This window comes from Sulfitobacter sp. LC.270.F.C4 (genome assembly GCF_032922545.1).
Lineage (GTDB): Bacteria > Pseudomonadota > Alphaproteobacteria > Rhodobacterales > Rhodobacteraceae > Sulfitobacter > Sulfitobacter profundi.
The window spans coordinates 758729-772500 of sequence record NZ_CP136692.1 but is presented as its reverse complement, the minus strand read 5'-3'; the positions used below and the strand labels follow the sequence as shown (position 1 = coordinate 772500).

The 13772-nt window shown below is 57.9% G+C and carries 8 protein-coding genes, 2 tRNA genes and 2 rRNA genes (1 of these 12 cut by a window edge); 4 read left to right on the top strand and 8 right to left on the bottom strand.

Annotated elements, in window-relative coordinates; translation table 11 throughout:
• The 6 genes from R1T45_RS07580 to msrP all read right to left on the bottom strand — a co-directional run.
• A 23S ribosomal RNA gene (locus R1T45_RS07580) occupies positions 1-2296 on the bottom strand; it reaches 563 nt to the left of the window's first position.
• Positions 2297-2728: 432 nt separating this feature from the next.
• Positions 2729-2805 (bottom strand) — tRNA-Ile (locus tag R1T45_RS07575).
• Between the two features lie 234 nt (positions 2806-3039).
• A tRNA-Ala gene (locus R1T45_RS07570) sits at positions 3040-3115 on the bottom strand.
• Positions 3116-3260: 145 nt separating this feature from the next.
• Positions 3261-4724: ribosomal RNA gene (locus tag R1T45_RS07565) — 16S ribosomal RNA — on the bottom strand.
• The 16S and 23S rRNA genes sit together here with 2 tRNA genes alongside, the layout of an rRNA operon.
• Positions 4725-5350: 626 nt before the next feature.
• Positions 5351-5989: a protein-methionine-sulfoxide reductase heme-binding subunit MsrQ gene (gene msrQ, locus R1T45_RS07560; RefSeq protein WP_132444161.1), complete on the bottom strand. Its 639-nt coding sequence runs from the start codon at positions 5987-5989 to the stop codon at positions 5351-5353.
• A 73-nt stretch (positions 5990-6062) separates the two neighbouring features.
• Entirely contained in the window at positions 6063-6968 is a 906-nt protein-coding gene (msrP, locus tag R1T45_RS07555; protein ID WP_317390545.1) for a protein-methionine-sulfoxide reductase catalytic subunit MsrP, read from the bottom strand.
• 122 nt (positions 6969-7090) lie between these two features.
• On the opposite strand from msrP, the gene R1T45_RS07550 reads away from it, so the two are divergent.
• Positions 7091-7525, top strand: a complete 435-nt coding sequence (locus R1T45_RS07550; protein ID WP_067630017.1) for a hypothetical protein — start codon at positions 7091-7093, stop codon at positions 7523-7525.
• A 74-nt stretch (positions 7526-7599) separates the two neighbouring features.
• Here the strand turns inward: R1T45_RS07550 and clpB are convergent, their stop codons facing one another.
• Positions 7600-10215: an ATP-dependent chaperone ClpB gene (clpB, locus tag R1T45_RS07545; protein WP_067630019.1), complete on the bottom strand. Its 2616-nt coding sequence runs from the start codon at positions 10213-10215 to the stop codon at positions 7600-7602.
• 355 nt (positions 10216-10570) lie between these two features.
• Here clpB and R1T45_RS07540 point away from each other — a divergent pair, with 355 nt between their 5' ends.
• Positions 10571-10885 carry an orotidine 5-phosphate decarboxylase gene (locus tag R1T45_RS07540; protein ID WP_132444159.1) on the top strand — a complete coding sequence of 105 codons (315 nt, stop codon included), beginning with the start codon at positions 10571-10573 and terminating at the stop codon, positions 10883-10885.
• A gap of 261 nt (positions 10886-11146) precedes the next feature.
• Positions 11147-11842 carry an orotidine-5'-phosphate decarboxylase gene (gene pyrF, locus R1T45_RS07535; protein ID WP_317390544.1) on the top strand — a complete coding sequence of 232 codons (696 nt, stop codon included), beginning with the start codon at positions 11147-11149 and terminating at the stop codon, positions 11840-11842.
• A gap of 193 nt (positions 11843-12035) precedes the next feature.
• Here pyrF and R1T45_RS07530 read toward each other — a convergent pair whose 3' ends face one another.
• Positions 12036-12458: an NUDIX hydrolase gene (locus R1T45_RS07530; RefSeq protein ID WP_132444158.1), complete on the bottom strand. Its 423-nt coding sequence runs from the start codon at positions 12456-12458 to the stop codon at positions 12036-12038.
• 60 nt (positions 12459-12518) lie between these two features.
• On the opposite strand from R1T45_RS07530, the gene R1T45_RS07525 reads away from it, so the two are divergent.
• Positions 12519-13772 (top strand): DNA polymerase IV, encoded by a 1254-nt coding sequence (locus R1T45_RS07525; protein ID WP_317390543.1) that lies wholly within the window; start codon positions 12519-12521, stop codon positions 13770-13772.

The window sequence follows — 13772 nt, the reverse complement described above, 5'->3', positions numbered from 1 at the left end:
CTCAACGAGCGATTTCCGACCGCTCTGAGCCAACCTTCGCGCGCCTCCGTTACGATTTAGGAGGCGACCGCCCCAGTCAAACTACCCGCCACACAGGGTCCCGGAACCGGATAACGGTCCGCGGTTAGACATCAAGCAGAACAAGGGTGGTATCTCAAGGGAGGCTCCACCGAGACTGGCGTCTCGGTTTCAAAGCCCACCACCTATCCTGCACATGTTCGGCCTAATGCCAGTGTGAAGCTGTAGTAAAGGTGCACGGGGTCTTTCCGTCTAACCGCGGGTAACCGGCATCTTGACCGGTAATTCAATTTCGCTGAGTCTATGTTGGAGACAGCGGGGAAGTCGTTACGCCATTCGTGCAGGTCGGAACTTACCCGACAAGGAATTTCGCTACCTTAGGACCGTTATAGTTACGGCCGCCGTTTACCTGGGCTTCAATTCAGAGCTCTCACCCCTCCTTTTAACCTTCAGGCACCGGGCAGGCGTCAGACCCTATACGTCGTCTTGCGACTTCGCAGAGCCCTGTGTTTTTAATAAACAGTCGCCACCCCCTGGTTTGTGCCCCCAGCCTCTAGTTGCCTAGAAACCGGGCCTCCTTCTCGCGAACTTACGGAGGTATTTTGCCGAGTTCCTTCAACATAGTTCTCTCAAGCGCCTTGGTATTCTCTACCTGTCCACCTGTGTCGGTTTAGGGTACGATCTAGCGATGGAGCTATTTCCAGGGACCTCTAAGCAGCCCATTCAATCCGATAAGGATGAACTACCCTCGAGATCCGTCACTTCCATCTGGCCCAGGAATATTAACCTGGTTCCCATCGACTACGCCTTTCGGCCTCGCCTTAGGGGTCGGCTTACCCTGCTCAGATTAGCTTTAAGCAGGAACCCTTGGACTTTCGGCGAGAGTGTCTCTCACACTCTTTGTCGCTACTCATGTCATCATTCTCACTAGTGATCTCTCCACCGGATCGCTCACGCGCCAGCTTCACAGAAAGCTCCTTGTGTCCAATCCTACGGTCCGGTTGGGGTAAACCAAACGAACAAGTGTAGGTAAGGACACATGGAACTATGTCACACTACGCTCTGCTACCATGCAATAAATGCATCCTCAGCTTCGGCTCATGGCTTGAGCCCCGTTACATCTTCGCCGCAAGACAACTTATTTAGACCAGTGAGCTGTTACGCTATCTTTAAAGGATGGCTGCTTCTAAGCCAACCTCCTGGTTGTTTTGGTCGTCTCACCTGCTTTCCCACTTAGCCATGAATTAGGGGCCTTAGCTGGAGGTTAGGGTTGTTTCCCTCTTCACGACGGACGTTAGCATTCGCCGTGTGTCTGCCGACTAGTACTCCTCGGTATTCGGAGTTTGGTTAGGATCAGTAAGCCTGTGGGGCCCCATTACCCATCCAGTGCTCTACCCCCGAGGGTATTCGGTCGACGCTCTACCTAAATAGATTTCGCAGAGAACCAGCTATCTCCGAGTTTGATTGGCCTTTCACCCCTAGGCACAGCTCATCCCGATCTTTTTCAACAGATGTGGGTTCGGTCCTCCAATAAGTGTTACCTTATCTTCAACCTGGCCATGCCTAGATCACTCGGTTTCGGGTCTGATCCCACGAACTCAACGCCCTATTAAGACTCGCTTTCGCTACGCCTACACCTAACGGCTTAAGCTTGCTCGTGAGACCAAGTCGATGACCCATTATACAAAAGGTACGCTGTCAGGACGCAAGGTCCCTCCAACTGTTTGTAGGCGTTCGGTTTCAGGTACTGTTTCACTCCCCTCGTCGGGGTGCTTTTCACCTTTCCCTCACGGTACTGGTTCACTATCGGTCAGTAAGGAGTACTTAGCCTTCGAAGGTGGTCCTCCGATCTTCAGACAGAATTTCACGTGTTCCGCCCTACTTAATACGTCCAATCATGCTTCTTATACGGGACTATCACCCACTTTGGTTGCGCATTCCAACGCATTCTAACCACACTCATGGCTCGGCTGGTCCCCGTTCGCTCGCCGCTACTAGGGGAGTATCATATTGATTTCCTTTCCTCCGGGTACTTAGATGTTTCAGTTCCCCGGGTTTGCCTTTTTAAGCCTATATATTCAGCCTAAAAATACCTGGTTTACCAAGTTATTAGCTGCACCGAAGTGCAGTAATAACAAAGTATCAGGTGGGTTGCCCCATTCAGAAATCCATGGATCAAAGCTTATTCTCAGCTCCCCATGGCTTATCGCAGAGTATCACGTCTTTCATCGCCTCTTACTGCCAAGGCATTCACCAAACGCCCTTTTCGCGCTTGATTTGATCCAGAAAAAGCAAGACTTAGCGTCTCGCGCGAAGATCAGAAGCTGGTAAGAAACTGATCCTCTTTATCCTGTATCAAAAGCATACTTTTACCCGCCCAGACTATCGTCTGGACAATGAGCGATGCAGATAGCGAACCGTCCGTGCAGGAGGTCCGCGTCATCGCTCTGGTTAGTGTACTTGACTTGGACAACATATTCGTTTCGATCGCGATATGTCAGAAAGGCCGAGGAAACAGCCCGTCAAACACCGGCCCCGAAGGGCAGCAACCGAGATCATCCCCTAACGCGGGGCGATCAAACATGTTGTTAGTATCTCTCTTTACGATGTCAATTCGTCTGAAGGACGAAGCGATGCTTCATCCGGGAACAGACGTTCAAACACACTGTATGTGCTTGAAGGTATGTTCCGTGTACCACCTTAGGGAAGATGGTGGGTCGAGGAGGACTTGAACCTCCGACCTCACGCTTATCAGGCGTGCGCTCTAACCACCTGAGCTACCGACCCAGTGTGCGCCGGAGGCGCGCACGTCGCACAAACAGCATATTGCGAAGCAATGTGCGAGTTGTGCAAGAGATTTTGCCTAAGGCAAAACTCGTCGTTCCGGAAGGGCATTCCGAAGGAAGGGCCCGAGAGGAACCAGCCCTTAGTGGTTGAGGTAATAAGGGCCTTATACGCTGCCCTTCTCATCGTTGCTGCGCAACGACTGCCAGGGCGACGCCTTTTGCTCTGCAAAAGGCTTGGTGGAGCCTAGGAGGATCGAACTCCTGACCTCCTGAATGCAAATCAGGCGCTCTCCCAGCTGAGCTAAGGCCCCAAACTTTTGAGACCTACGCCGTCAGCGCAGGACCTATTTCTGAAGAGATATGAGGACGGCTCGGTTCTAATATAGTCGGCTTTGTTTGCCGACTTGCTAAGTGTTCCACGAGTGAGACAAGTCTCGCTGCTAGGAACATCCTTAGAAAGGAGGTGATCCAGCCGCAGGTTCCCCTACGGCTACCTTGTTACGACTTCACCCCAGTCGCTGATCCTACCGTGGTCCGCTGCCTCCTCGAAAGGTTGGCGCACGGCCGTCGGGTAGAACCAACTCCCATGGTGTGACGGGCGGTGTGTACAAGGCCCGGGAACGTATTCACCGTGGCATGCTGTTCCACGATTACTAGCGATTCCGACTTCATGGGGTCGAGTTGCAGACCCCAATCCGAACTGAGACAGCTTTTGGGGATTAACCCATTGTCACTGCCATTGTAGCACGTGTGTAGCCCAACCCGTAAGGGCCATGAGGACTTGACGTCATCCACACCTTCCTCCCGCTTATCACGGGCAGTTTCCTTAGAGTGCCCAGCCGAACTGCTGGCAACTAAGGATGTGGGTTGCGCTCGTTGCCGGACTTAACCGAACATCTCACGACACGAGCTGACGACAGCCATGCAGCACCTGTCACTGCGTCACCGAAGTGAACGCCCGATCTCTCGGGTTAGCACAGGATGTCAAGGGTTGGTAAGGTTCTGCGCGTTGCTTCGAATTAAACCACATGCTCCACCGCTTGTGCGGGCCCCCGTCAATTCCTTTGAGTTTTAATCTTGCGACCGTACTCCCCAGGCGGAATGCTTAATCCGTTAGGTGTGTCACCGAACAGTATACTGCCCGACGACTGGCATTCATCGTTTACGGTGTGGACTACCAGGGTATCTAATCCTGTTTGCTCCCCACACTTTCGTACCTCAGCGTCAGTATCGAGCCAGTGAGCCGCCTTCGCCACTGGTGTTCCTCCAAATATCTACGAATTTCACCTCTACACTTGGAATTCCACTCACCTCTCTCGAACTCAAGACCAGGAGTTTAAGAGGCAGTTCCAGGGTTGAGCCCTGGGATTTCACCCCTTACTTTCTGATCCGCCTACGTACGCTTTACGCCCAGTAATTCCGAACAACGCTAACCCCCTCCGTATTACCGCGGCTGCTGGCACGGAGTTAGCCGGGGTTTCTTTACCAGGTACTGTCATTATCATCCCTGGCGAAAGTGCTTTACGATCCTAAGACCTTCATCACACACGCGGCATGGCTAGATCAGGCTTGCGCCCATTGTCTAAGATTCCCCACTGCTGCCTCCCGTAGGAGTCTGGGCCGTGTCTCAGTCCCAGTGTTGCTGATCATCCTCTAAAACCAGCTATAGATCGTAGACTTGGTAGGCCATTACCCCACCAACTATCTAATCTAACGCGGGCCGATCCTTCTCCGATAAATCTTTCCCCCGAAGGGCGTATGCGGTATTACTCACCGTTTCCAGTGGCTATTCCGCAGAGAAGGGCACGTTCCCACGCGTTACTAACCCGTCCGCCGCTAGACCCGAAGGTCTCGCTCGACTTGCATGTGTTAGGCCTGCCGCCAGCGTTCGTTCTGAGCCAGGATCAAACTCTCAAGTTGAAAAGCTATTGCTAGCTTATCCTTGACGTCGAACCTCTGCACATCGACCTGTATCCCTTACTGAAAGATACAAGCCATTCTCTGTTTGTTGTGCTTGAGACTACAAAGTAGTCGAAAGCCGTCCAAACAGTGAAGCTGACACTCTATCATCGGGCCTAAACCCTAAGAGCGCGATATACAGACGTTGATCCATCGAATGAACCAAACCGCCCACATATCTCTTCAGATATCAAATTTTCAAACAGCGTTGAGACAAAAGAAACTGAGATGCGCCCTAACTTCTTGGCGCGCCCCGCCCTAATACCTCGAATTTTTATCCACCTTCCGAACCGAACTCAGCGTCTCCGCTCCCGTCCGCCCCGTCTGGCGCCCCGCCGCTGCATCTCTGCGCCGCCGGTAGAGGGGGTTCTAAGGCGAGTGACAGAAACCCGCAAGCCATTTTTTGAGGTTTTGTGGAGTTTTTGTGAAATGACTTCAAAGCCCAATTATAACAGTAACTTAACACCTTAAATCATTTGCGCAATCTTGCCCTATCCCCACTTGCGCAGCCCCATTATGTTAACGCCACCAGTTATCCACAGGCCATAGAGCCCATAGGCGCGATTCAGGGGCGTGAATCACGGCTCTTAACTGCGAATCCGATTCACCCCGCCCTGCGAAAGCCTCTGCCGGATGCGCTTGAAGGGAAGGCGGTAGATCAAGAGCGCCAAGATCACTCCGGCGTAGATCAGCGGTTCCAATTGAAGACCCTTTGCCAGCCATAGAAAATGAAGCGCCGCCAGCAGCGCCGCGACATAGGTAAGACGGTGGAGTTTGCGCCAGCGGGCGCCAAGCTTGCGCAGGGACCAGTTGTTGGAGGTGGCCGCCAAGGGGATCAGACAGAGGAACCCCGCCATACCAATGGTGATATAGGGCCGCTTTAGAATATCCGTCCAAACTCGCGAGAGCGTCTGCACATCCAACACGGCCCAGACGGTGAGATGCGCAAGCGCATAGACAAAGGTCATAACGCCAATGGCTCGGCGAAAGCGCAGTAAGTTCAGCCCAAGTGTCCGGCGTAGGGGGGTAACAATCAGCCCAGCAATCAAAAGGCGCAGCGCCCATAGGCCATAGAGATGCTCCAACCCCTTCACCGGGTCACGACCCAGCCCACCGTTGAGCCCCTGATAGAAGAACCACGGGATCGGCAGGGCCAGCAGCAGATAGACGGACCAAACCGGAACGCGGCGGGCGAGACTGTTCAGAGTGTCAATCGCCCCCGCCATCACACGGCCACCCCGGGCAACACGCGTCCGCCGAGGCGGTCAAAAGCTCTGTGCATATATAGTGTGTCGCGCATCAGAAGTTCGCGGTCAGGTCCATGCCCTCGTAGAGCCCTGCCACCTCTTCTTCGTAGCCGTTGAACATCAACGTCGGCTGACGCCGCGCAAACAGCCCGCCACCGATGGGGCGCTCATCGGCCTGCGACCAACGCGGATGGCTCACGTCGGGGTTTACGTTACTGTAGAAGCCGTATTCCCGCGGCGCGGCCTTGTTCCAGCTGGTGGGCGGCTGTTTGTCTGTCAGGGTGATCCGCACGACGGATTTGATCGACTTGTAGCCATATTTCCACGGCACCACCAAACGCAGCGGCGCGCCGTTCTGGTTCGGGATGTCTTTGCCATAGATGCCGGTGGCCATGATTGTCAGCGGATGCATCGCCTCATCCAGACGCAGCCCTTCGACATAGGGCCAGTCGAGCACGGGGAAGCGGACGCCGGGCATTTCCTCAGGCCGGTAGGCCGTCTCGAACGCGACGTATTTCGCACCGGATTGCACCCCGGCCATATTCAGGAGATCGGCCAACTCGAACCCGTTCCACGGCACCACCATCGACCAAGCTTCGACGCAGCGCAGGCGGTAGATGCGCTCTTCGATGGTCATGGCCTTCATGATGTCCTCAAAAGCGTAATCGCCTGGCTTGTCGACCATCCCTTCGATGGTCACTGTCCACGGCTTGGTCGTCAGGCTCCCTGCGTATTTCGCGGGGTCACCCTTGCCGGTGCCGAATTCGTAGTAATTGTTGTATTGGGTGATGTCCTCATAGTCATTCGGGGTAAGCTCCTCTTGGGCCATGGCCCCCTGCCCCAAGCCGGCCAGACCAAGCCCCGCCATCGCGCCGCCCATGATCTGACGCCGGTTAAAGTACTGCGCCTCGTCGGTCACGTCTCGGTCTGTCAGTCGATTGATCCAGCGATTGGCCATTTCAGCACTCCCTACTATACTCAATAGAAGTTAGCGCCCGCCGCGGGTGGCACCAAATCCTTTCGCCCGGATTTCAGCCAGCACACCGGAATGTTAGGCGCCGTTATTAAAGGAGTGCCGCCATGATCCGTTTCCTTTTTGCCGCCGGTCTGATGCTGGCCAGCGCCGCGCAGGCGGATGAGATGGTCACTTATACCACGGATCAGAGCTTCGGCGATGTGACCTTTGGGGTGGAGAATGCGATCCTGAACCAAGGGCTGATCCCCGAAAACGTCAGCCATGTGGGTGAGATGCTGGACCGCACACGCGCGGATGTCGGCTCTGACGTGGTGCTGTTCGAGGCGGCGGAGGTGTTCAGCTTTTGCTCGGCCGCGCTGTCGCGCAAGGTGATGGAGGCGGATGTGATGAACATCGGCTTTTGCCCCTACGACATTTTCGTGATGCAACTGCCAGAGAGCGACGAGGTGACCGTCGGCTACCGCGCCTTCCCTGAGGGCGCGATGCAAGAGGTGCAAACCCTGCTAGATACCATCGTGAAGGAAGCGATTGGCGAATAATGGGCGCCTTTCGCGGGTTTTAGTCCAAGCAAAAAGGCCGGGAAAACCCCGGCCTTTCTTAACGTCTTGGGCGTTTAATGCACCGTGGCATCATCCGGTTTGGGCCGGTTCGACGCGGCCACCTGATCGCCAATGATCAACCCATCGGCCCCGGCACGGACGGTGACGGTATCGCCGTCTTTCACGTCTCCGGCCAGCAGCATCTCAGCCAGCGGATCCTGCACGGTGCGCTGGATCACCCGCTTGAGTGGCCGCGCGCCGAAGACCGGATCATAGCCCTCATCCGCCAGCCATTTCCGCGCAGCATCATCCAGATCAAGCGTGATCTTCCGCCCCGCAAGCCGCTTGAGCAGCCGTGCCATCTGGATATCGACGATCCCGTCCATATCCGCACGGCCCAGACGGTCAAAGATGATCGTCTCGTCCAGACGGTTCAGGAACTCAGGCCGGAAATGCGCCCGGACCGCGTCCATCACGTCGCGCTTGGCCCCGGCCATGTCACCGCCCTCGGGCAGTTGGCTCAGCGCCTGCGCCCCGAGGTTTGAGGTCAGGATGATCAGCGTCTGCTTGAAGTCGACCGTGCGGCCCTGACCATCGGTCAGCACACCATCGTCGAGCACCTGCAACAGCACGTTGAAGACATCCGGATGCGCCTTTTCGACCTCATCAAAAAGCACGACCTGATAAGGACGCCGCCGCACCGCTTCGGTCAGCACACCGCCCTCGTCATAGCCGACATAGCCCGGAGGGGCACCGATCAGACGGGCCACCGAATGCTTCTCCATAAACTCGGACATGTCGATGCGGACCATCGCATTGTCGTCGTCAAAGAGAAACTCGGCCACGGCCTTGGTCAATTCGGTCTTACCCACGCCAGTCGGCCCTAGGAAGAGGAAGCTGCCAAGCGGGCGGTTTTCGTCGTTCAGCCCCGCCCGCGCACGGCGCACGGCATTGGCGACCGCTTTGACAGCCGCGCTCTGACCGATCACCCGATCATGCAATTGCTCCTCCATCCGCAACAGCTTGTCCCGCTCCCCTTCCAGCATTTTGCCGGCAGGGATACCGGTCCAACGCTCGACGACGCTGGCAATCTGATCCGGGCGCACGGCCTCTTCGACCATCATGTCGTCTTCGCGGCCCTCGGCGGCTTCAAGGTCGCGCTCCAACTGCGGGATCACGCCATAAGATAGCTCGCCCGCGCGCGCGAGGTTGCCTTCGCGTTTAGCAATGTCGAGGTCGGCCCGCGCATGGTCCAGCTTTTCCTTGATGTCGCGCGCACCGGCCAGCTTGTCCCGCTCGGCCTGCCACTGCGCCGTCATCTCGGCGCTGCGGTCTTGCAGATCGCTCAGGTCTTTCTGCAAAGCCTCCAACCGATCCTTGGACGCGGTATCGTCTTCTTTCTTCAGCGCTTCGGCTTCGATCTGAAGCTGCAGGATCTGACGGTCCAGCGCGTCCAGTTCTTCGGGTTTGCTGTCGACTTCCATGCGCAGACGGCTGGCGGCTTCGTCCATCAGGTCGATCGCCTTGTCGGGCAAGAAACGGTCGGTGATATAGCGATGGCTCAGCGTCGCCGCCGCGACCAGCGCGGTGTCGGAAATGCGCACACCGTGGTGCAACTCATACTTCTCTTTGATGCCACGCAGGATCGAAACGGTGTCCTCCACCGTCGGCTCCTGCACGATTACTGGCTGGAACCGCCGCGCAAGTGCTGCGTCTTTCTCGACATATTTGCGGTATTCTTCGAGCGTGGTGGCACCCACACAGTGCAGCTCACCCCGCGCCAGCGCAGGTTTCAGCAGGTTCGACGCATCCATCGCGCCGTCGGCCTTACCGGCACCGACCAGCGTGTGCATCTCGTCGATGAACAAGATCACCTCGCCCGCGGCTTCGGTCACCTCGGTCAGAACCGCCTTCAGCCGCTCCTCGAACTCGCCACGGTATTTCGCCCCGGCGATCAGCGCGCCCATGTCGAGCGCGAGCAGGCGTTTGTTGCGCAGAGATTCAGGCACGTCACCGTGCACGATCCGCAGGGCCAAGCCTTCGGCAATGGCGGTCTTACCCACACCCGGCTCACCGATCAGCACCGGGTTGTTCTTGGTCCGGCGGCTCAGCACCTGCATCGCGCGGCGGATTTCCTCATCCCGGCCAATGATAGGGTCAATCTTGCCCTCTTCGGCCCGCGCGGTCAGGTCGAGGCTGTATTTCTCCAAAGCCTCATAGCTGTCTTCGGCGGTGGCGCTGTCGGCCTTGCGTCCCTTGCGCACATCATTGATCGCGGTGTTCAGGGCTTGAGCCGTTACTTTGCCCGCTTCCAACGCCGTCTTCGCGCCGGACTTCACCATGCAAAGCGCGGTCAGAATGCGTTCGACAGTGACAAAACTATCGCCCGCTTTCTTGGCCATGGTTTCGGCCTCAGCCAACACTTTGGCGGTGGTGCCGTCCAAATAGACCTGCCCCGCATCGCCGGTGACTTTCGGGATTTTGCCAAGCGCGAGGTCAAGCGCCTGCATCACGCGCGCACCATCGCCGCCCGAGGCCGCGATCAGGTTGCGCGCCAGCCCTTGGTCGTCGTCCAGCAGTGCTTTGAGTACATGTTCAGGGGACAGCCGCTGATGGCTTTCCCGTGTCGCAATGGTTTGCGCCGCTTGAATAAAGCCGCGCGATCTTTCCGTGAACTTGCTCAAGTCCATGGGTCTCTCCTTTTCTACAAGCGCTCCAAAATGCCGCGCCCGATATGTGGCACGCAGCGGTCTGAGCCTCGGTATCAATTTGGGAAGCGGTGCTGCGGGTTCAAGACCGTACGGGCGCAAAATACCGCCGCCAAAGAAGCCGCCAATAGGAAGAATTCAGCCAATAAGGCGAAAATACGGCAACTTTGCGTCAAAAAATACCATCCTATGCCATTGATATAAATACATTGTTAACCTTTATCCACAGAAAGTGTAACCATAATGAAACCATTTGGCTGCCTCTCGCGTTTATTCCCCAGACGAGAGCAGGACGACAAAGCCTGCCAAGGTTCAGAAGAACACAAGAGGTGAAACGATGCAGACGCGCCCTATCCAGTTGACAGAAGTCACCTACAATGCGGCCACTCAGTGTTTCGAAGCGCTGGTGACCGTCCAAGACGGGGAGCAGCTGCGCCGCTACGCTTGTGCCATCGATGCCCCGATTACCATGTCATACCGCGATGCCGCTGACGGCCTGTCCCGTCAAGCGCTCCGCCGCCACGCCCAGAAACGTGGTTTGAGTTCCGAAGTCCTGCGCCACGTCCCCGCTCAGCGGGCCGGACGCCGCAGCTTCGATCCGCTGCGTTGGTTGGAAGAGGTCATGGACCTCCCCGGCCGCGACGCAGCCTAACCCTCTTCCGTGCGGCACCTGCCTGCCGCGCGGCTGCCCGCGGACCTGCTGCCACCTCATCTGTCCCGATGTGGCGTTCCGCATACCAGAGACCGGTGCCTGCCTGCTAAGTCTCTGATCACTTGGCCCGGACCCCGCAACGCGGTGTTCGGGCCTCTTTTTTGCGCCCCTATTTTTTTGCGCCCCTATTGCATGAATGATGGACTTGCCCCGCGCCGCGGCGTAGGTCAAAGCCGTTTGAAAATTGGCAGGAGCCCTCGCATGTCTGATGACCGTCTGATTGTCGCCCTTGATGTTCCCCATGCGGTCGCGGGGCTGGAACTGGCCGAAAAGCTCGGCGATGCGGTGGGCTTTTACAAAATCGGCCTCGGCATGCTGACGGGCGGCGGCTTGGCCTTGGCCAATGAACTGAAACAGGAACATGGCAAGCGCATCTTCCTTGATATGAAGCTTTTCGACATCGGTGCCACCGTTGAGGCGGCGGTGCGCGGGCTGGCCCAGTTCGATCTGGATTTCCTGACCGTCCACGGCGACCCGCATGTGGTGGCGGCGGCCAAGCAAGGTGCCGCCGGCACCGACATGAAGATCCTCGCCGTCACGATCCTCACCTCGCTTGACCGCGCCGACCTTGACGCCGCGCTGATCCAACCGGGCAATCTGGGCGATCTGGTGCTGACCCGTGCGGGCCGCGCGTTGGACGCAGGCGCGGATGGCGTCATCGCCTCCCCTCAAGAGGCCGCCGCGATCCGCGCCCTCCCCGAAGCAAACGGCAAGCTTATCGTCACGCCGGGCGTGCGCCCCCAAGGTGCCGCATTGGGCGATCAGAAACGGGTCGCCACCCCCGGTCAGGCCATCGCGGATGGCGCCGATCACATCGTGGTGGGCCGCCCGATCTGGCAGGCCGAAGACCCCGCTGCCGCTGCCCGCGCCGTGCTTCAGGAAATTTCTGAACTTTAACAAGAACCTCCCTCGCCCTGTAGCAAATCGACCACAGCGCGCCGGGATGCGCCGCGGGGGCGGCCATCAATGTTAGGCGAAAACCGCGTAACATGTTATGTTGAACTCAGGTGATACTCCCCGACGAACTGGTTCTTCCTGATGTTCGTCACCTCCCCCCGCTCACGCAGGCGGGGGGCCTTTATTTCCCCCTCTAGTGCTGGTCTTTTTCTGTCGCGCTTTGCGCCAGATAGACCCGCAAACGGTCCTGAAATGCGGGCACCGCTCGGGGGTGGGTCAGAAACTCATCCTGCGTCATCAAACGCCAGCGCTGCCCCTCGTCGCCAAAGACAATCTGGGCCTCGGCCTCGGCAGGCAAGCGCGCAACGAAGAACCATTTGATCCGCCCCGCCTCATCAAAACTGCCTTGCCAGATCACCGCGTCTTCGGGCACCACGATCCCCAACTCTTCGCGGCATTCGCGCAGCGCGCAGGCCAGCGGGGTCTCTGCCCCCTCGCGGCCCCCACCGGGCAGATCCCAATGATCCGCAAAGGGCAGGCCCGGCGTGTCATCGCGCAGGATCACGGCCAGCTTCTCTCCAAGGTACAGCGCCAGCTTTGCGCCATCAAAGCCCATGTTAAATCCCTCGCGATCTGGTTAGAATTGTCGCCCGAACCCTGCCCTCCCGGTGTACTCATGGCTACCCTCTGTCGCGACTGTCTTTCTGAAATCGCTCCGGCGCGGCGCTGTCCGCGCTGTGGCAGCCCGCGTGTGCTGTCCCACCCGGAACTCTTCGACCTGTCAATCGCCCATATGGATTGCGATGCCTTCTATGCCTCGGTGGAAAAACGCGACAATCCCGAACTGGCTGGCAAACCCGTCATCATCGGCGGCGGGCGGCGCGGGGTCGTGTCGACCGCCTGCTATGTTGCGCGGATACGGGGCGTGCGCTCGGCCATGCCGATGTTTCAGGCGCTCAAGCTGTGCCCCGAGGCGGTGATCATCAAGCCACGCATGGAGGTCTATGTCGAAGCCTCCCGCGCGATTCGCGCGATGATGGAAGAGATGACCCCGGCGATTGAGCCCTTGTCGCTGGACGAAGCATTTCTCGATATGACCGGCACCGCGCGGCTGCACGGTCAGCCCCCGGCGGTGATGCTGGCGCGTTTGGTGCGGCGGATGAAGGTGGAACTGGGGCTGACAGGTTCTATCGGGCTGAGTCATAACAAGTTTCTGGCCAAGGTCGCCTCGGACCTCGACAAGCCGCATGGGTTCTCTGTCATCGGCGCCGGCGAAACGGCGGCGTTTTTGCGCGACAAACCGGTGGGCATGATCTGGGGCGTCGGGGCCGCCACGCAGACCGCGCTGGAAAAGGCCGGCATCCGCAGTTTTTCCGATCTGTTGCGGTGGGACCAGACCGATCTCATCGCCCGCTTTGGCAGCATGGGCGACCGGCTGTGGCATCTCGCGCGCGGGCAAGACAAACGGCGCGTGTCGCGGCACCGTCCGGTAAAGTCGATCAGCAATGAGACAACATTTTCTGACGATACCGGCGATGCAGAGATTCTCGATGGCCACATCTGGCGCTTGGCGGAAAAGGTGGCGGACCGTGCCAAGGCGAAAGAGATGGCAGGCCGGGTGGTGACGCTAAAACTGAAGCGCGCCGATCACTCTTTGCTAACACGCCGCCTGTCGCTGCACGATCCGACGCAACTGGCCGACCGCATTTATCGCACCGCCCGCGCCCTGTTCGATCAGGTCGACCACAATAGCGCCTATCGGCTGATCGGCGTGGGGCTATCGGATTCTTCGGGCGCAGAGGGGGCGGATATGGCCGGCGATCTACTTGATCCCGGAGCCGCACAGCGCAGCCGCGCCGAACGCGCAGCCGACAACATTCGCAGCCGTTTCGGCGATAAAGCAATCGTGAAAGGCCGCGCCCTGCGCTGA